Below are 17,768 nucleotides of genomic sequence, written 5' to 3'. Positions count from 1 at the left end.
CAACGTCACCACCGTGCCATGGCCGCTCGCCCCTCAGAGCAAGCCCCGTTCTCTCTCCAAAACTTTTTGCAGAACCTTCAGCACACTATCTCCATTGCAAACAAGCAAAGCGACAAAAGGATTATGAGGCGCAGGATCGCCGGCCTCAATGTTGCAATAGTCCGCATTGCCCGCCCCCGTGGGTAGCCCTGGACGATAGCGCTGACCTCTAATCAGGGGAAGGACCAAATCGTCAGGGAAACGGATGCGCGAGGTTGACGCTGCGCCCCTCTCCCCGTTCTACGGGGAGAGCGATGCCGGCAGGCAGGTGAGGGGCGGTGCCGGCATTTCAGAAGTTTGCGCTGCCCCTCATCCCCCTACCGGGACCTCCTCTCCGTAAAACGGGGAGAAGGGGCTACGCTCAATAATCGCCGTTATAATACCGGTCGTCGCAGGGGGCGGTGTAGATGCGGCCGCTGGTGCGATCCTGATAGCGGCAAAGCTGTTCGCTGCGCGGCTGCGGCGTGGTGGCGTTGCCGACGACGGCGCCCAGCAAGGCGCCGGCTCCGGCACCGATGACCGTGCTCTTGGTGTTGCCGCCGATCGCCTGGCCGGCAAGCGCGCCGGCGCCGGCGCCGAGCAGCGCACCGGTGCTGGTTCTCTGCTGTGCTTCGGTCTGCGCGCAGCCTGCCAGCGCGGCGGTTACGAACATGGCGGCAATGGCTCTGGACATGGTCATCGTCTGATACTCCCTTGAAGTCTATGAACTAATTCGCAGGCTGATTTTGCCAAGTACGGTCGCATTTGCGGCGGAACATAGGCACCGTGCCTCACGAAATAAGACATGGTTGTTTTTGTCTGACGGCCTGATCCGCAAAGAAAGTAACCGAACAAGACCCAAAGAGCTTCATCTCCAGTCGCGCCTTCGAGAGCGCTACGCTGCCTCGATCTGCATTACCTTTTTCGCCGCAGCGGCCAGAAATCCGGATCGGCTGTAGCCGTGGCGCTCCGCATATCGGTCAATCTGATCGAGGACATCTTCCGGAATGGTGACGTTGACACGCACGACCTTCGCAGCTTCAGCTTTCAAGGGAACCAGGATGGCGACACCGCTCAGATTGTCCTTGTCCGACATCACTTCCTCCAGGGATGACGGCTCGGGAATGGCCTCGCCATCCTCGACCAGCCCCTCGACATGAAAGGCCAGTGCTTCCCCGGCCATGGCACGGGCATCATCCAGGTTGACGCCGGCTGTCACCAGGCCCGGAAAATCGGGAAAGGAGACGCCGAAGTCGCTGTCCGCTTGCTTGTGGATCAATCCGATATAGTTCCGCATTTCTCTACCTCAGCTTCACGCCGGATTGTTTTTCAATACTCTTGAGAGTGCCGATCGGGATGTCGCGCTTGGGATGCGGAACTGTCACCCGGCCCGGCTTGGATTTGTGCTTGAACTGGGCGTGACTTCCTTTTCGAGCCACTTCGTACCAGCCATCCGCCAACAGCCTGTGGATGACATCGGCGCCCTTCATGTTGTGTATAAATACACATAACTGATCCAAATGTCCATGCGGATTTGCCGCAGTTTGCGTGCGGCGGTCCAATCGCTGCCTTTTTCAATCCCCGAAAAATCCCAAAAATGGAGAAATCAAATGACCCGAGGTCTTGCCCGGACGCTTTCGCGTGCCGCCGCCAGAGAAGCCGGCCTTGCCCCGCCCAGGGCGGGGCTCACCGCCAGGACGACCGGACAGGGCGGCGCCTACCGCACCGTCTTCTCCTTCAATGCCATGCCGGTGCCGGTCACCGATGCACTGGCCTATGCCAGCCAGAAGCTGTTCGATTTCATCGATGGCAAGATCCGCATCAGGGGCGGTACGGCCCGGCTGCAGTTCGCGGTGCTGACTACCCGCGCGTCGACCATCAACGACAATGCCGCGCTGACCTGGTCGCTCGGCTCGACGGCAGCATCGAGCGCGGTGCTTGCCGGCACCATGGTCAATGTGCTGGGCGCGACCGGCCGTACGCTGGATGGCGCGGGTGCCGCGCCGTCGAGCGCATCGATTGCCGATGTTGCCGCAGCCTTGACGCTCGACGGCACCGCGACGCCGGTCGACCTCTATCTCAACCTGGCGTTTGCGACCGGCACCGATATCGACGCCGACGGCACGATGGCGGTGTCGGGCACCATCACGCTGCTCTGGGAGAACTGGGGCGATAATGCGTAGGCGCTAATCTCCCCCCTTGAGGGGGAGATGTTGCCGAAGGCGACAGAGGGGGTCGGTTCGACGGGCGCGACGCCCGGCGACAGATGAGGTCGGCGCTCCACGCGCGGCTACCCCCTCTGGCCTGCCGGCCATCTCCCCCTCGAGGTGGGAGATACCAAGCTTCGCCGCCACTGCTCTCATCACCGGCCCTTAATTCTGTAACAAAAGGAATCTTCTCATGACAGATCTGGCAGACGCCGGGTCCGTGGTGGCGGCGCCACCGGCGGGCAACCTTGCACGGCCACCGGCCAACGGCGAAAACGGGTCCGCCCCGCCCACGGCCACAAGCTGGTTTGACGGTCTTTCCGAAGGCAACCGCAAGCTCGCCGAAACCAAGGGCTGGACCAAGCCTGAAAGCCTCGATCGGGTCTTCGCCTCCTATGCGGAGCTGGAGCGGCAGCAGGGCGAGAGCCTGCGCGTTCCGGCCGCGGACGCACCTGGGGAAGACTGGGACAGGTTCCATGCCCGGCTGCCCGAGGCGATGCGTCCGCTGACCTCGCCCGACAAGGTCGAGTACCGGCGCCCCGACGGGCTCCCCGAAAACTTCGCCTATTCGGACGAGCTCGCCAACGCGTCCAAGGCCTGGGCGGTCGAGGCAGGTGCTACCCCGAAGGTCGCACAGGCCTATCACGACCGCTTCGTCGGCTACATGGCCGAGCAGGCCAAGGGATTGGGGACCGACCGGCAGCGATGGCTTTCGCCAGAAGCTCGAGGTCGCCAACCGGGCGATGAAAAAGCTCGGACTGGTCAATGCCTACAAGGCGAAGGGTATCCTTCTGCCGGACGGCGCCTTGACCGACCCGCAGATCGCCAAGGCGTTCCACGCCATCGGCGAGGCGATGTTCCGCGAAGACACGATCGACGGCAATGCTGCCTTGAGCGGAGGCAATCCCTTCAAGCGCAATGCCGCCGGCGAGCGCAACCTGACTGGCATCTCGGCGCTCGTCAAAAGCGACCCCGCCCGCGCCCGGCGGCTGGCACGCGAGGCCGGCGAAAATCCCGACCTGTGGATGCCCAACAATCCTCTTTAACCCAAACCTGAAGGAAGACAAAAATGGCAGACGTCTATACCCGTATCGCGGACGCGATCGTTCCGTCCGTCTATGCGCAATACTCGTTCGAGGAGCACGTCCAGTCGCTGGAGATTTACCAGGCCGGGATCCTGTTTTCCGACCCGTCGATCGCCTCGAAGCTCAGCCTGGGCGGACGTTCCGTCGACATGCCCGGCTGGAAGGACCTCGGCAACGATCCGTCCGAGCCGGTCAACGACGACCCGGCCGACTCGATCGAGATGAAGAAGATCGGCGCGCGCCGCGAAGTCGCGGCCCGCAATGTGCGTGCGCAGGCCTGGGGCATCCCGGATCTGACCTCGATCCTTGCCGGCGACGATCCGCAGAAGCTTATCGTGCGCCGCCAGACCGACTACCGGCAGCGCGCCAACAAGCTGACGCTGCTGGGCATACTGAAAGGCGTGCTGGCCGACAACATCGCCAATGACGGCAGTGACCTGGTGCGCGTCACCGGCGCCTCCATCGTCGACACCGACATCATCGAGGCCGCCTATCTGATGGGCGACCGCGCCGACAAGTTCAAGACGATCTGGATGCATTCGAAACAGATGAAGGCGCTGAAGCTCGCCGACCTCATCGACTATGTGCCGTCGTCCGAGCAGGGCGGGCCGCTGATCCCCTATTACATGGGGCTCAGGGCCGTCGTCGACGACGACATTCCGGTTGCCGGCGGCGTCTACACGGCGTTCATGTTCAAGGACAAGGCGATCCTGTGGAACGAGCTGCCGGTCAACACCGAAGGCGGGCCGCTCGAGTTCGACCGCAAGCCGCGGCAGGGCCATGGCGGTGGTGTCACCGAAATGGTCGGCCGCCGGCATTTCGTGCCGCATGTGCCGGGCACCCGCTTTCTCGACGCGTCCTCGGCCGGCGAATTCGCCACCGATGCCGAGCTGGCACTCGCGGCAAACTGGGACCGCACGGCGTCGAGCGTCAAGCACATGACGTTCATCGCGCTGAAGACGACCGAGGCCTGATCGGGCGAAGGGGCGGGCATCAGACGTCCCGCCCCTTCTGGACGCCAGGTCGGCCACCGTGGCGACCCGCAAGTTCACCCGCTGCGCTGCGTCGGAGTGATGTGAATTTTGGCGTTCGCTACAACATTCATGTTGCCCTTTGGCCAATCGACGGCACCAAACAGTTACAAGAAAGGGCGATGCTGCCTTGTCTTGGTAAGGGAGGTCACCATGAACATGAAGTACAAAACAGTTCAGGAAGTGCTCCGAAAAGCGGGCATTGTCATGAGTAAGAAGGGGGAAGTTCATCGCATAAACTTCTTCAGCGGCCTGGAAGACACCGCCTACTACACGCCAAGTCTTCAGGACGCCCTGGACAGGGGCTTGGCTTTGGCGGGAGGTGCCGGAAGGGTGAAAGCAAGCGTCTTTGCCAAGTCAGCTGAAACAGGGATCTCGACCGGCGCATGCATCGGCTGACACAATTCAGGCAAGACATCGCCGCGTTGCGCGGCGGTGTCGTGAACCGCAATAGCCGAAGCATTGCTTCCTTGCTTCGACCGGAAAAGAGACGGATCACGCAGCGCCTGCCACCCGTGTCCTGACGGGGCGGTTGGCGTTGTGACGCTCTATGCACGAGACGTGCAACGTTCTGCCCAAGCCACAAATCACAAAAAATCCCCAGCCGCTTCGAAGCGGCTTTTTGCCGTGGAGGCACCATGCCCCGTTTTCTCCGACCAACCATACAGACAGAGGCCTGAGCCATGGCCATCACCCCGCTCTACATCGCCAACATGGCGCTCGCCGTGCTCGACGAGGCGCCGATCGACAGCCTCGACCAGGACGCCAAGCCGGCGCGCCTGCTCAATCTGCATTTTGACCTGACCCGCGAGGCCGAATTGACCAAGCACGCCTTTGTCTTCGCCATCCTGGCGGCCTCGGTCGCCGGCTTCGACACCGGCAGCGGCGCTGGCACGCTGAACTTCGCCTATGAGCTTCCCGCCGATTGCCTGCGGCCCTTGCCGCTGACCCATAGCGGCGAGCCGGACGGCGTGCCGCTCTCATGGCGGCAGGAGGCCGGGTTGGTCTATTCCGATCAGGCCGGGCCGCGCATCATCCGCTATGTCGCCAACCTGACCGACCCCAACGACTGGGACGCGCTGTTCACCGAAGTGCTGGTGGCGGCGCTCGCCATCAAGATCGCGCATCCGTTGACCCACAAGGCCAGCATGATCGACGTCGCACGCAGCGCCTATGACAGGGCGCTGGACGCCGCCTATTCAGCCAATGCCATCCAGCGCGGCGGCAGATTTTCGACGACGTCCTGGGCTTTCCAGCGCGGCGACAGCCGGGGCGTCGGCCGATGACCACGCTCTATCCGGTCCAAGATGCTTTCATCCGCGGCGAGATTTCTCCCCGCTTGCATGCTCGCGCCTCGCTCGATCTTTACCGGGCGGCGCTGTCCAAATGCATGAATTTCGTCACGCTGCCGCATGGCGGCATCAGGAAGCGCGGCGGCACGTATTTTTGCGCCCAGGTGAAGGCTCCGTCAAAGGCGACACGGCTGATCCCGTTCATCTTCTCGGCCGACCAGGCCTATGCGCTCGAATTCGGCGATCGTTACATCCGCGTCTACGCCTATGGCGCGCGTGTCGGCACGGTCGAAGTCGTTTCGCCTTATCCCGAGCCCGATCTGTTCGACCTGCAATTCGTCCAGTCGGCAGACCAGATGTGGATCACCCACAAGGATCATCCGGTCAAAGTGCTGACGCGCACCGCGCACACGACCTGGACGCTGGCCGATTTCGTCTTTCTCGACGGCCCTTACGACAAGATCAACACCACGGCCACGACGCTAACGCCGGCCGCAACCGGCAACGCCATGCCGGTCATGGCCTCGAATACGCTGCCAAGCGGCACGGTCAGCAACAGCAACGGCTCATCCGACGTGTGGCAGGTGTTCGATGGCGACAAGCAGAAGGGGGAGAACATAGCGGGCTTTCCGAGCGGGTATCTGCGCTACCAGTTCGGCGGCGGGGCCAAGACGGTCGACGCCTACTGGATTACCGCCACGAATGATCACTCTGACACTGCATCGCCGACCCAGTGGCAATTCCAGGCCTCGCACAACGGCACCGACTGGACGACGCTCGACAGCCGCGACGGAGAGACCGGCTGGTCCAAGTCGGAAACCCGCTTCTTCGACGGCTTCAACAACACGGTTGCCTACGAATATTATCAGCTACTGTTTTCAGGTGGCGGCAGCGATGGAACCGCTATCGCCGAACTGGCCCTGCACGAATACGCGCCGTCGCAAACGCCGTTCGATCTCTCGGCCTCCTCGATCGTCGGCATCAACGACGGCATCGGCTTCCAGACCAGCGATATCGGCCGCGCCATTCGTCTGCTTGGCGCGGATGGCTTCTGGCGCTGGGCCAAGGTCGTTGCCCGGACCAGCACGACGGTGGTCACGGTCCAGTTGTACGGGCATGCTCTGCCCGATCTCAGCCCGATCATTCGCTGGCGTCTCGGCACGTTCGTGCCCGGCAAGTATGTCCAGAGCGGTTCGCTTTACGAGGAGCGCCTGGCGTTCAGCCGAAAATTCTCGGTCTATGCCTCGCAAACCGGCGATTTCGACAACTTCGCCACCGGTGAGAAAGACACCGACGCGCTGGAATTCGTGCAGGCAGGTGGCGGCCAGGCCAACGACATTACGTGGGTGGCGGAATCGGACGGCGCGCTGATCATCGGGACGCTTGGCGGGGTGAGGGCGCTGTCGGGTTCCGGCATCGACGAGGCGCTGACGCCGTCCTCGTTCAAGAACCGCCGGTCGCGGACTTTCGGTTGTGCCCCGCTGCGTCCCGTCGATGCGGGGCAGTCGTTCCTCTATGTCACCCGCTCGCGGAAATCGATCGCCGAGCTGACGCAAAACGCCACCGGCCGCTTCACCTCCGACGATGTCGGTCAGATATCGGAGCACATTCCCAAGAAAGGCGTCGTCGAACTCGCCTTCCAGACCGACCCCGATCCGCTGCTCTGGTTCCCGCTCGGGGATGGCGAACTCGGCGGCTACACGCACCAGCCGTCGCAGGACGTTCGCGGCATGCACATCCACCAGATCGCCGGAAGCTTCGCAGGATCGAACTGGGCCGTTGTCGAAAGCGCCGTGGTGACGCCCGGCCAGGACGGCAACGACGATCTCTGGCTGATCGTCAAGCGCACGATCGGCGGCGTGACCAGGCGCTATATCGAAATCAAGACCGCGCCGTTTGAGTATGGCGGGATCGGCGATGCATTCGAAGTCGACTGCGGCCTGACCTATGGCGGCGTCGCTGTGGGCACGGTCTCGGGGCTTGATCATCTCAACGGAGAAACAGCCGACGTCCTGGCCGATGGCAAGGTCTACAAGGGCCTTGCTGTGGCCGCTGGCGCGGTCTCGCTGCCCGGTGGGGCTAAGGCAGCCAAATGGCAGGTCGGGCTCGGCTACCAGTCCGAAGCCAACACGCTGGAGCTCGACGTCGGCGGTCGCGACGGATCGATCGTCGGGCGGCGCAAGAAGGTGGCCAAGCTCATTCTTTCGCTGCTGGAAACCGACACAACCGGGCTTCAGGTCCAGTCGTTCATCCGCGGCCGCTGGGAGCAGGTTCGCATTCCGTCTGTGGTTGCACCCGACGGCATGGCGAAATTGTTCACCGGCAATGTCGAGGTGCCGATCGACGATAGCTGGGAAGGGCAGGGGCGGGTGAAGATCCGCCACGTCAATCCAACGCCCTGCACGATCAGGGCGATGACACCGGTGTTCGACGCCGAGCCTTAGAAACTGCTGATCTCCCCCCTCGAGGGGGAGATGTCGCCGAAGGCGACAGAGGGGTCGGTTCGTCCTGACGCGGCCTCCTATCGCAAACTGAGGGGGTTGGAGCTCCACGCGAGACGACCCCCTCTGGCCTACCGGCCATCTCCCCCTCGAGGGGGGAGATCACCCGCTCCGTCTTCCATCGCTTCCCCAACCAAGGAACCCACCCGTGACTCAACTCCCCCATGCCGAAGACCTCGGCTGGGCGCGGACGGCTGCCGATTTCGCTGCCATCCGCGCCTTGCTCGACACCGACCTCAACGATGCGATCGCCCGCAAGGGCGAGCTGGAAACGGAAAAGTTTGACGCGATCTTCGGCGCCGGCAATTTGACGGCGGCGCGTGCCGCATTGGACGACTGCAACGCTGAAATCGCGCTGATCGAGAAAACCATCGAGGACGCGGACGAGCGCCGCATTGGCGCCCCCCTGGACGAACCCCCCGCCGAAGCCGTCGCCGCCACGCCCGCGCCGGGCGACGAGGTCAGGACAAACGCCGAGGCGCTCGGCGAGCGCTGGCGCACGATCCACTGGCTGATCGAACAGCTGCGCCAGGAACTGTTCGCGGCCGATGCCTTGAGCCGCGCCATCATCGCCAACGGCATGTTCGATGCCGACGGCGCTGCCGGGGTCAGAGTCAACCTGACCACCATCCGGCGCACTGCCATGGCCGGCCCGCGCGCCGCCGCGCCATCGCGTCTCAGCCGGCCGGCGATCCAGGCCGACCGACTGCTTTTGTCCTTCCTCAGCCCGGGCGGCGTGCTCGACCGGCGGCCTTCGATCGGTGCGCCGGTCGACGGCATCAAAAGCAAATTCATTCCCGCCGGCGAACGAGGCTGACCATGTGCACACTAGCTCTTATCGGTACGGCGCTTTCGGTCGGCGGCGCGCTGGCGGAAGGCCAGCAGTCCAAGCAGATGGCCGAGTACCAGGCCAAAGCCTATGAACAGCAGGCGCGGGCCGACGCCCAAAGCTCGGCCTTCGAGCAGGGCCAGGAGCGCCACAAGCAGGATCTGCTGCAGGCGCAGGCGCGTGCCCAGGCCGGCGCTTCGGGCGTCGCTATTTCTGGTTCGCCGACCGAGGTGCTGGCGGCCAATGCGAGGCAGGGCCAGCTCGACCTCAAGGCGATCCAGTACGGCTCGCAGCTGCGCCAGAACGGTCTCGCCACGCAAGCGGCGATCGCGCGCTTTTCCGGCAGGCAGGCGGTCGGCGCCTCGATCTTCAAGGCAGGCGGCAACCTCGTGTCGGGCATCTCCGGCCTCTACGACCCGGCCAAGGCGGTGACGTTCGGCAGAAGCGCCTTCCCGCCGGCGCCGGGTGGAGGCCTCTACTGATGGCCACCATCCCGCTCCAGCTTGCCCAGCGCCGCCTCGATACCGGCACTGTGGCCTCCTATCCCAGCGGCTCGCCGGTGGGCGCCGCCATGCAAGGCTTTGGCGACGAGCTCTCGGCGATTGCCGAGCGCTTCAAGCAACAGAAGCAGCAGCAGGACGCTTTCGATGCCGACATTATCGGCCGCGAGCTGAACGCACGCATAGCGCATGCCGAGGCCGTGGCGGTGCAGACCGCGCCGGCCGACGGCGGCGGCCTGCACGACTTCATGTATGGCCAGCTCGATCCGCGCAGCGACGGCGTCGTCAAGCCCGGCCTGTTCGACCAGATCTTCGACGACACCGTGGCGAAAGTGCCGGAGGGCGAACGCGCCAATTTCCTCGCCCAAAAGCAGGCTCTGCGGCTCGCCGGCTCGGCACGCATGGCGGCGCAGCAGCACGCGCGGCGCCAGAATTATGAGCAGGCCGAGTGGAGCAAGGTCGAGGACGGCTATACCAGCGCCATCGCGCAAAGCGACCCGGACGACACAGAAACATTCGATGCCATCAGGCAGAGCGGGCTCGAGCTGATCGGCAAGATGGGCAACCCGGTGGCCCGGCAGGCCGCCGAGGCCGCCTGGCGCGCCAACACGGCAAAGGCGCTCGCCCAGGCGATGATCGCCAAGGACCCGAAGGGTGCCGCGGAGGTGCTGGGTGGGGCGGTCGGGAGCGACTGACGGCAGGACCAAGGACGATACCGTCGAGGCTGTGAGTGGGCCTCGGGCGAGTGGGTCCAGCGTGCTGGCGACGCGCGAAGCGCCCGTAGGTGGCCTTCCGTCCGACGAAACACCTATCCGCACGGGTTCCGTGGGGCCCGTCGGAAATACGGCTTGGGCTGCCGCAGGACCCTGGATTGCCGACTTGTCGCCGGACACGGTTCAGGGTCTCGGCCAGAAGGCGCAGGTAGCGACTGTGGCAAGCCTGGTCGATGCGCGCACGAACATCGACATCGCCTTGCAGAACGCGCCGGCTGCCATTGCCAATACCGGCAGCTATTCTGGCAAGACACCGGGTGCCGAAGACTTCACTGCCGTGTACGGCGCCGAAGATGGCGGCAAGCGTCTCCAAGCCTTCGACATAACGGCTGATATCGGCCGCGCGGTTTTCGACATGCGACCCGTCCCGAACCAGGCGATACACGCCCAGATTCGGGATTTTGAACCCGGCCCCTACGGCTCGCCGGAAGAGCGGGAGCAATATGAGATAAGGGCCGGCGCCGCGCAATTGGTGCTGGGTGCCAGGCGCGCCGATCCCGCCGGTTACGTCGGCCAACTGTTCCCGAACCATGCTCCGGACTGGGATAAGATCACAGCTCCTGAGGATTATAAGGCTGCCGTCACCTGGGCCGTCGCTGCTCAGCAGGAGTTGGGCTTCGACCGAATACTGCCAATGCCCTGGGCTGTAGCTGGCCAGCAGGCGGCGAAATACATCGACCAAGGCGTGCCGTTCGAAAAGCGCCTTGCCAAGTTGAGTTCGATCGTCCTGGCGGTTCGCGATCCTGATGCCCGCAAGGCGACAACCCAACAGATTTCTGTGGCGGCGGAAGCCCAGTGGCGAGCCAAGGCCGCCCAAGATCCGAACGTCGCGCCAGAGTCGTTGGAAGCCCAGGTTGCAGTGCTCAAGAACAGGCTGGCGTGGATCGGGGAACATCCGGCCCAAGCCCAGTACAGCACCATGCCGTGGCTACAGCAATTCGGCTTGGCGTTCTCGGATGTCGGCCGCCTCACGGCTAAGGGCGCGGCCGCCGGCGGTGCGGATGCGATCTCCGCCGGGCTGGACTCCGCTTGGTCCGGAGGAAACTACCAGAACCTCCTCGAAGATGAACAGGCCAAGACCGAGGACGCCGAGGACCGGGCCGGTTCGGCCGGTTGGGCGGCGGAAGCCCTCGGCACCGGCTTAAGCGGATATGGCCTGGCGGAGAGTTTGTTCGGTTTGCTGGGCCGGGCAAGCGTTGGCGCGGCGGCAGAGAACGGCTTGATCGGTCTTGCTGCCCGAACTGGCGTCGGGGGTGTGGCGGGTGGCACTTATGGCGGGGCATACGCCTTCAACACAGGACAGAGCGTCCCCTGGGGAATTGCCAACGGCGCGCTTTGGGGGGCGGGCGGCAATGTCCTTGCCGAAGGGCTCAGTGCAGTTGGCAGCCAGGTGTTGGCAAGGCTTGCCGGGCGTTCTGCGAATGCTAAACCTGATATCGTACTGGATAGTGGGGCTCCCCCGGTTTCTGTCAATGCAGAAGAGATTCCGATCTCGACCGGCAAGGCCCGAGAAATAAGGAGGCCCTATACGCATTTGGAAGATCCTCCCAACGTTGCGTCCGGCAAGGATCCAACAAAGAAGCAGAGGATAGCTATTTTCGAGGAAAATAAAAGGGTGAATGATGGAATTTTGAGATCGGATGAGAGTGGTATAGAAATAATTCCAGCAAAGAAAAGCAAAAGAGGCGTAACTCCTCCAAAAAACGAAGCTCATATCGGTCACATAGATCCGGTTAATCCCGCTGACAAGACAAAATCGTCAGGATCAAATAGCTATAAAAATCTTCGTCTTACGGCTGGGTTTGAGAATATAGAAAATCGAACAAATAGGTGACATATGACCGAATGGAAGTTCGAAAACCCAAAAAACACAGCCGTTATTTCGACTCGGAAGATATTTAGGGGGGGCGGCTGGATTGCGTATGTGTCACATGATGATGACGGCGACGATAATGAGTCGTGGCAATTCTACGGAAATGAAGCTGAAGTTGATCAAGATGACCTAATTTTAGTGGCCTTGGTCGAGGTGGTCGAGCTTGATGGAACTGTTGCACAGTTGGCGGATTTGCCGTTAGGCTGGCGTGCGTGGCGCGATACAAAGTCTTCGCCATGGAAGCGCGACAAAATCACCTAAACACATTCTGAATGGTAGCGGAGTTTACTCTGCTTTGACCCGGTGAAAGTAAAAAAAGGTGTTACTCCTCCGCCAACGAATCACAGTTTGATCACATCGATCCGCTTATTCCAGTTGATCCGACAAAGACTCCCGGATCGAATAGTTACACCAATGCAAGGATGGTTGCAAGAATTCGAAACAGAGAAAGTGGAACAAATAGGCGCTGTGATGACTAAATGGAAGTTTGAAGACCCCCAGAACGTAGCTGTTTTTGTAAACAGGAAAGCTATACGCAATGGTAGGTGGGTTGCTCGCGTCGTGCATGATGATGATGACGGATCATGGCAGTTTCACGCGGATGAATCCGAAGATTTCGATGAAAGCGATATTATGATCATAAGCCTGAAAAATATGGTTGAAAAAGACAAGACTATTATGCAGTTGGCTGATTTACCTTACGGCTGGTATGCTTGGCGCGAGACAAAAACCTCGCCATGGAGGCGAGGCAAAACCCTCGACGAACACCCAGAATCGGAGCGGAGTTAGTTTCGACTTCCAATTGTAACGGTTGACATGGGTGATTGCGACGCTGAGCGGCGGAGCCGACAGCGGTGCAAGAAACCGGGGCGTCACTTCGCACGGAGCGTTCTGGCAAGGACCAATCAGCCCACGGGCCGGAATATGGATGTGTCTCACGAGAAAGCGCTGGCCGACGGGGGGCAGATCACCTCTCAAACATCACGCATCGTGCGAGAGCAGATCATATTAAACACCATGGCGATGCAGGAGACTATGCTCGCTGGGCAAGAAGAAGATGGCTCAAGCAAGAAATGAAAGGGAACACAAGTGGTCGAGAGAAATTATAGCGACGTCAAACCCGACTTGACCAGCGTCACCCGCTTGCCGTCGACTGACAAAAGCACAGGCGATGAAGAGCTTGATGCTGCACGTCTGGAAGCCCTGAAAATATCTTGATTTCTATGATTGGGTTTCAGACATCAAGGGGGAATACCTTGGATACGGGGCCGACGGCATAACCTATATTTTTCTCTTCGAGATTGTTCCGGGCAGGCCGGAAGTTGACCCATGGATATGGGTAATCGTCGGCGATGTGCCCCCGACATATCTGCCGGCGGTAGACGCCAAGACTCCATACGAGGCGCTGGATGGATATATCGGCGCCATGGAAGAGTGGGTCGAAGCTGCGCGACGGGGGACTCGGTGGCAGATCTAATCCCGGTCAACGTGCCGCCTAGCCCAGCCAACGCCGAAATGTTGGATAGCCGTCTCAAATTTCTCGACGAAAGGGTGTTGCCGGAACTTCGAGAGTGATCGGCTGCCGCTTGTCGGCAAGCGCCGTCAGTTCCTTGACGAGAACGTGCTTTCGTTGCTCCCGAAGTGATGTACTGGCGTGCTCCGTGGCTCGTCGCGGATGCAAGCCCGGCACTCGGTTCGACCGGATCAGCACTGGCGCAATCACTGGTGAGTGCGCACGCCGGAAATGGCGACCAGGCACGCAACGTGCCGGCGGTCTGATTGTGGTCACGATCCTGGCTTATGGCCTGCTAACCGCCGAGCGGTCAGTTTGGCGGTGCCTCCTGGATCGCCTCCTGTTTCAGATGAAGGATTGACCTGTTGCGCACGGACTCTTTTTCGACCATGGCAAGGATCGTTTTTCTGCTCACCTTGGCCGGCGTCCTCCTGCTCGCGCTTTCGCCGGTGCGCTTCCTGCAGGAGTTGGACATGGGCTTCACCTTCCAGCACGACAAGCTCAACCACGCCGCGGCGTTCGCGGTGCTGGCGGCGCTTGGAAGCCTCGGCTGGCCGGAACACAAGACGAGGCTGGTCGTGCTCCTTGCCATTACCGGCGCGGCGATCGAGCTGCTTCAGGGCGTGCAGCTGATCGCGCGCGATATGGATATCCTCGACTGGGTCGCCGACTGCGCCGGCATGGCCTGCGGGCTGGCGGCCATGAGGGGCACAAGAAGGCTCATTGGCGGGCTGCTGTAGTCTCGACCGCGTTGCCGCTCTCCGTCCGGAAAATGTAAATCGCCGGCTGCGCCGGATAGCGCGGTGTCCGGCCGCGTAGCTTAAGTCTCCCACCGACAGCACCGAACCCCCTTCCAGCCTCGCTTATGCGGGGCTTTTTTTATGGAGCAAGCCCTCATGTCCCGACCTGCAACTGCCGCCGTTCGTCTCCTGACCGGCGAACGCGAACCCGTGCGCCTCGCAACCACGGCCGACATCCTCCTGCACGGCCTGCAGGCCATCGACGGCGTGCCGACCGAAATCGGCGACCGCGTGCTGGTCAAGGACCAGGCCGACCCGACGCAGAACGGCATCTACACGGCGAGCGAAGGCGACTGGTTCCGCGCCGCCGACGCCCGTTCTACGCGCACCCTGCAGAAGGGCACGACCGTTCACACCCAGGTCGGGTCGGTCAACGCCGACCGCGTGTTCGAGTTCACGGCCGACGAGCCGGCCATCGGCGCCGATGCCATCACCATCGCCGCATCCGTTCCGCCCGACATCGCCGATGTGGTCGAAGAGGTCGAAGCGCTGCGCGATGAAACCCAGGCGCTGAAGGATGCTGCCGCAGCCAGCGCCGGCCAGGCATCCGACAGTGCCGCCGCTTCCGCCGCGAATGCCGGACAAACCACAGCCGACCGGGCTGCCACCAATTCCGATGCCGTCGCGGCCGCGGCCGCCGTCATCAGCGCTCAGGCTGCACGCGACGCTTCGCTCTACGGCAAGGGCATTTTCCCGACGACTGCGGCGGCAATCGGCTTCGGCGTCGCCGGCAACGGTGCGATCACGCCAGGCTCCGGCGGCGCCAACGGCACGTTCGACCTGGCGTTTACCGGCGGGACCGGTTCGGGCGCCGCCGGCCGCTTCGTGGTGGCGGGCGGGGCGCTGACGCAGATACTGATCACGGCGCCGGGCTCCTACACAGTGGCGCCGACGTTCAGTTTTGCGGCGTCGGCAGGGCTCGCCGGCGCCGCCGCAGCGGCGGTGCTGGGCAGGAATGTCGATGTCGGCGAGTATTTCTGGACGGAGGTCAGCGCCGGCATTGTGGGGCTTCACAGCGTCGGGACAGGCCCGATTGCCGTCGATACGGGTATTCGTGCGTCACCGGCGGAAATTGCCCTGATCAGCTCGCGGGCGATTGGGCCGGTTCCGATCACTGGTTCTGTCGGCGGCACGCTGATTACCAACGACAGCGTCTATTTCTGGCCTGGATCGGTGTCTGCGGCCGATGAATATCTCTCGACCTTGGAGCTTGGATTCGGCGCCGTGCCAGGGACAGCCCATATTGTCTTCGCCCACCTCGAGGGCGACGGGACGCTTAGCCTTGTTTCCGAGCAAACGATATCCGTTCCAGCCGGCCCGTCGTCAGTTGTTTCGGGACTCGCGATTCTGAAGCCGGCCGGGAGCGTCATGGGCGTCCAGCGCACTGGAGTTGGCAGCTGGTACTATACTGCCGGGGCAATTCCGAACGGTGGAGTCGAGTGGTTCACAGCGGTGGTACCGACCTCGCATACTGCCAAGACCATAGGCGCGGCAAATGGCCCGCAGTGGAAGGCGACCTTCACCGGCGAAGTCGCCGTCAAGGCGCGCGCTGCCTATTCCACGGCAAACGGTCTCGTCTCCGCTGTCGGCATTAGCCAGGAAATCGGCTGGCCGGCGCTGGTCAACACCGGGTCGGACGTTCCGGGCAGCTACAGCGTCATCATGCAGACGCCAGCGCCGGCCGACGGCTATATTACAGCGGTCGAAGTTGGCGCTGGCGCTGGCGCCGGCGCTGCGCTCATTCATGTAGTGGACTATCTCGGCGGGTTGGTGGTCAACGTCCTAAGCACATATGCGGTGACGCTGATCAACGGGGTCGCCCATATTCCGCTGGGTATCCCAATCCCAGCCGGCAAATATCCGGCGATCAGCGGCGGCGCCTACAAGTTTCAAAACAGCGTCAACCCGCAAGGCATCCCGGCATGGATCAAGGCAGGCGCACTGTCGCTTGGCGCGACCGTAGCATCGTCCGCCCAGCATCGATATGAGCTTCGCTTTACGATCAAAACCGGTCTGCTCGCCGATGCCGACCGCGCCTTGACCCGGGGCGGCGGTAATGACGGCATGAATCTGCTGGCTGGCGCAGATCCGAATGGCGTCGTTGATGCGACCGCGCTGTTTGCGTCGGCGACCGCCGCTCATCCTAATCCCTATGTGCCGCCTGGGAATTTCGCTTTGACGGCCATTCCTGCATCTGGCGACGGTTTTTGGGGACCTGGCAAGCCGGCCGTCAACGGTAAGCGCTTCTTCATTCCGCGCCAGCCGTCGCTGCAAAATCTTTATGACGGCTTTCGCGCGAAGATGGCCGAACATATTGCCAACAACGATGTGTTCTGCCTGATCGCCGATAGCATCGGCCTTTGGGCACTTGCCAGCGACGGGCCGAAACACTGGTTCAACCTGGTTACCCGCTTTGCCAATATCGGCATTGCCGACGATGAACCGGGCATGACTGCTTTGCGGCCAAGCTCTACCTACGTTCCGACCTTCTATGGCGTCACTGTCGCCGGCAGCGTGTCGACAGGGTCGCGCGGGCCGATCGGCGAGAGCATCATCCTAGCGGCCGGCGCGACCCTGTCGTTCACCGGCGCCTATGAACAGGTCGACGTCCACTACACCCAGGACGCAGCCCAGGGCTCACTTGCCTTTGCCTTCGACGGCGGCGCGGCCTATAAAACCGTCAATTGCGCCGGCGCCCTGGCGCTTGACCGATATTCGGGGCCGTCGCTCACCGCGCAGGCGGCAAGCGGCAATTACACTCTTACGGCTGTCGGCGGTCCTGTCGAGATTACCGGGCTCATCAGGCTTGGCGTCAAGGCGGCCGGCTCGCGTCCGCGCCTGCGCACCTTGCGCGCGGCACACGGCAGCTATGCCTTCTCGTCATTCAACACTGCGCGTCTTACATCGGCCGCCGCTCAATGCGGCTACGCCGGCGGCAAGATCGTGCCCATCCTGGCGCTCGGCATCAATGACAGCTTTGGCACGCCGCCAGCCACGATATCGGCAAACATCGCAACAATCATCAACGCGCTGGAAGCGGCCGCTGCACCGCGTATCCTTGTCATGCCGCCGACGCGGCCTTCGGCGGCATGGGATGCAAGCTACACCGGCGGCCGAACTTATGACGCCGCTCTCGGCGCAATCCGACAGACCTACAGGTCCCGGAACGTGCTGACCATCCCGATCGACGGCTTCGATTACATCAACTCTGGGAACTACCAAGAGGGGTTGCATTTCAACGATGCCGGCCATGACGGCAATGCGCTGCGCTTCATCGAACAAGTTGCGGAGCGGGGATAGCCCAATGCCATCTGCTATTCAGCACAAGGGCGAAATCGGCACGCAG

At 62.3% G+C, this 17,768-nt stretch carries 17 protein-coding genes; 14 read left to right on the top strand and 3 right to left on the bottom strand.

Annotation, left to right across the window (positions count from 1 at the left end; genetic code table 11):
• Nucleotides 1-400: 400 nt before the first annotated feature.
• The 3 genes from NKH04_RS25350 to NKH04_RS25340 form a co-directional block, all read right to left on the bottom strand.
• A complete protein-coding gene (locus tag NKH04_RS25350; protein WP_292654509.1) occupies nucleotides 401-718 on the bottom strand; it encodes a YMGG-like glycine zipper-containing protein in 318 nt (105 codons plus the stop codon).
• A 195-nt stretch (nucleotides 719-913) separates the two neighbouring features.
• Nucleotides 914-1,315, bottom strand: coding sequence for a type II toxin-antitoxin system HicB family antitoxin (locus NKH04_RS25345; protein ID WP_352541138.1), 402 nt, complete (start codon nucleotides 1,313-1,315; stop codon nucleotides 914-916).
• A gap of 4 nt (nucleotides 1,316-1,319) precedes the next feature.
• Entirely contained in the window at nucleotides 1,320-1,508 is a 189-nt protein-coding gene (locus NKH04_RS25340) for a type II toxin-antitoxin system HicA family toxin (protein ID WP_352638347.1), read from the bottom strand.
• Nucleotides 1,509-1,628: 120 nt separating this feature from the next.
• Between NKH04_RS25340 and NKH04_RS25335 the strand changes: the two genes are divergently transcribed.
• The 14 genes from NKH04_RS25335 to NKH04_RS25270 all read left to right on the top strand — a co-directional run bounded on the left by NKH04_RS25335 (nucleotide 1,629) and on the right by NKH04_RS25270 (nucleotide 17,722).
• Nucleotides 1,629-2,201, top strand: coding sequence for a hypothetical protein (locus NKH04_RS25335; protein WP_352770668.1), 573 nt, complete (start codon nucleotides 1,629-1,631; stop codon nucleotides 2,199-2,201).
• Between the two features lie 767 nt (nucleotides 2,202-2,968).
• Nucleotides 2,969-3,271 (top strand): hypothetical protein, encoded by a 303-nt coding sequence (locus NKH04_RS25330; protein ID WP_353045158.1) that lies wholly within the window; start codon nucleotides 2,969-2,971, stop codon nucleotides 3,269-3,271.
• A 23-nt stretch (nucleotides 3,272-3,294) separates the two neighbouring features.
• Nucleotides 3,295-4,284 carry a Coat protein gene (locus tag NKH04_RS25325; protein WP_353045157.1) on the top strand — a complete coding sequence of 330 codons (990 nt, stop codon included), beginning with the start codon at nucleotides 3,295-3,297 and terminating at the stop codon, nucleotides 4,282-4,284.
• Nucleotides 4,285-4,494: 210 nt separating this feature from the next.
• Nucleotides 4,495-4,740, top strand: a complete 246-nt coding sequence (locus NKH04_RS25320; protein ID WP_352750282.1) for a hypothetical protein — start codon at nucleotides 4,495-4,497, stop codon at nucleotides 4,738-4,740.
• A 284-nt stretch (nucleotides 4,741-5,024) separates the two neighbouring features.
• Complete coding sequence (locus NKH04_RS25315) at nucleotides 5,025-5,627, top strand: phage connector family protein (RefSeq protein ID WP_352922192.1); 603 nt, start codon at nucleotides 5,025-5,027, stop codon at nucleotides 5,625-5,627.
• Nucleotides 5,624-8,077: a phage tail protein gene (locus tag NKH04_RS25310; RefSeq protein ID WP_352922189.1), complete on the top strand. Its 2,454-nt coding sequence runs from the start codon at nucleotides 5,624-5,626 to the stop codon at nucleotides 8,075-8,077. Before NKH04_RS25315 ends, NKH04_RS25310 begins: the two co-directional genes overlap by 4 nt.
• Before the next feature lie 205 nt (nucleotides 8,078-8,282).
• The gene (locus tag NKH04_RS25305) at nucleotides 8,283-8,951 is read left to right on the top strand and encodes a hypothetical protein (RefSeq protein ID WP_352922186.1); all 669 of its coding nucleotides are present in this window, start codon (nucleotides 8,283-8,285) and stop codon (nucleotides 8,949-8,951) included.
• 2 nt (nucleotides 8,952-8,953) lie between these two features.
• On the top strand, nucleotides 8,954-9,445 hold the full coding sequence (locus NKH04_RS25300; RefSeq protein WP_352922183.1) for a hypothetical protein: 492 nt from the start codon (nucleotides 8,954-8,956) through the stop codon (nucleotides 9,443-9,445).
• The gene (locus NKH04_RS25295; RefSeq protein WP_352922181.1) at nucleotides 9,445-10,158 is read left to right on the top strand and encodes a hypothetical protein; all 714 of its coding nucleotides are present in this window, start codon (nucleotides 9,445-9,447) and stop codon (nucleotides 10,156-10,158) included. Before NKH04_RS25300 ends, NKH04_RS25295 begins: the two co-directional genes overlap by 1 nt.
• A gap of 184 nt (nucleotides 10,159-10,342) precedes the next feature.
• The gene (locus NKH04_RS25290) at nucleotides 10,343-12,070 is read left to right on the top strand and encodes a hypothetical protein (RefSeq protein WP_352922178.1); all 1,728 of its coding nucleotides are present in this window, start codon (nucleotides 10,343-10,345) and stop codon (nucleotides 12,068-12,070) included.
• A 3-nt stretch (nucleotides 12,071-12,073) separates the two neighbouring features.
• Nucleotides 12,074-12,370, top strand: coding sequence for a hypothetical protein (locus tag NKH04_RS25285; RefSeq protein ID WP_352472061.1), 297 nt, complete (start codon nucleotides 12,074-12,076; stop codon nucleotides 12,368-12,370).
• A 153-nt stretch (nucleotides 12,371-12,523) separates the two neighbouring features.
• Nucleotides 12,524-12,898 carry a hypothetical protein gene (locus tag NKH04_RS25280; RefSeq protein WP_353045156.1) on the top strand — a complete coding sequence of 125 codons (375 nt, stop codon included), beginning with the start codon at nucleotides 12,524-12,526 and terminating at the stop codon, nucleotides 12,896-12,898.
• A 1,113-nt stretch (nucleotides 12,899-14,011) separates the two neighbouring features.
• Nucleotides 14,012-14,362: a hypothetical protein gene (locus tag NKH04_RS25275; RefSeq protein WP_352541126.1), complete on the top strand. Its 351-nt coding sequence runs from the start codon at nucleotides 14,012-14,014 to the stop codon at nucleotides 14,360-14,362.
• A 156-nt stretch (nucleotides 14,363-14,518) separates the two neighbouring features.
• Nucleotides 14,519-17,722 (top strand): SGNH/GDSL hydrolase family protein, encoded by a 3,204-nt coding sequence (locus NKH04_RS25270; protein WP_352922176.1) that lies wholly within the window; start codon nucleotides 14,519-14,521, stop codon nucleotides 17,720-17,722.
• Nucleotides 17,723-17,768 lie beyond the last annotated feature (46 nt).

This window comes from Mesorhizobium sp. M1365 (assembly GCF_040317865.1).
Classification (GTDB): Bacteria; Pseudomonadota; Alphaproteobacteria; order Rhizobiales; family Rhizobiaceae; genus Mesorhizobium.
Note: the sequence above shows the minus strand (reverse complement) of the source record. Positions and strands in the feature narration are given on the sequence as shown.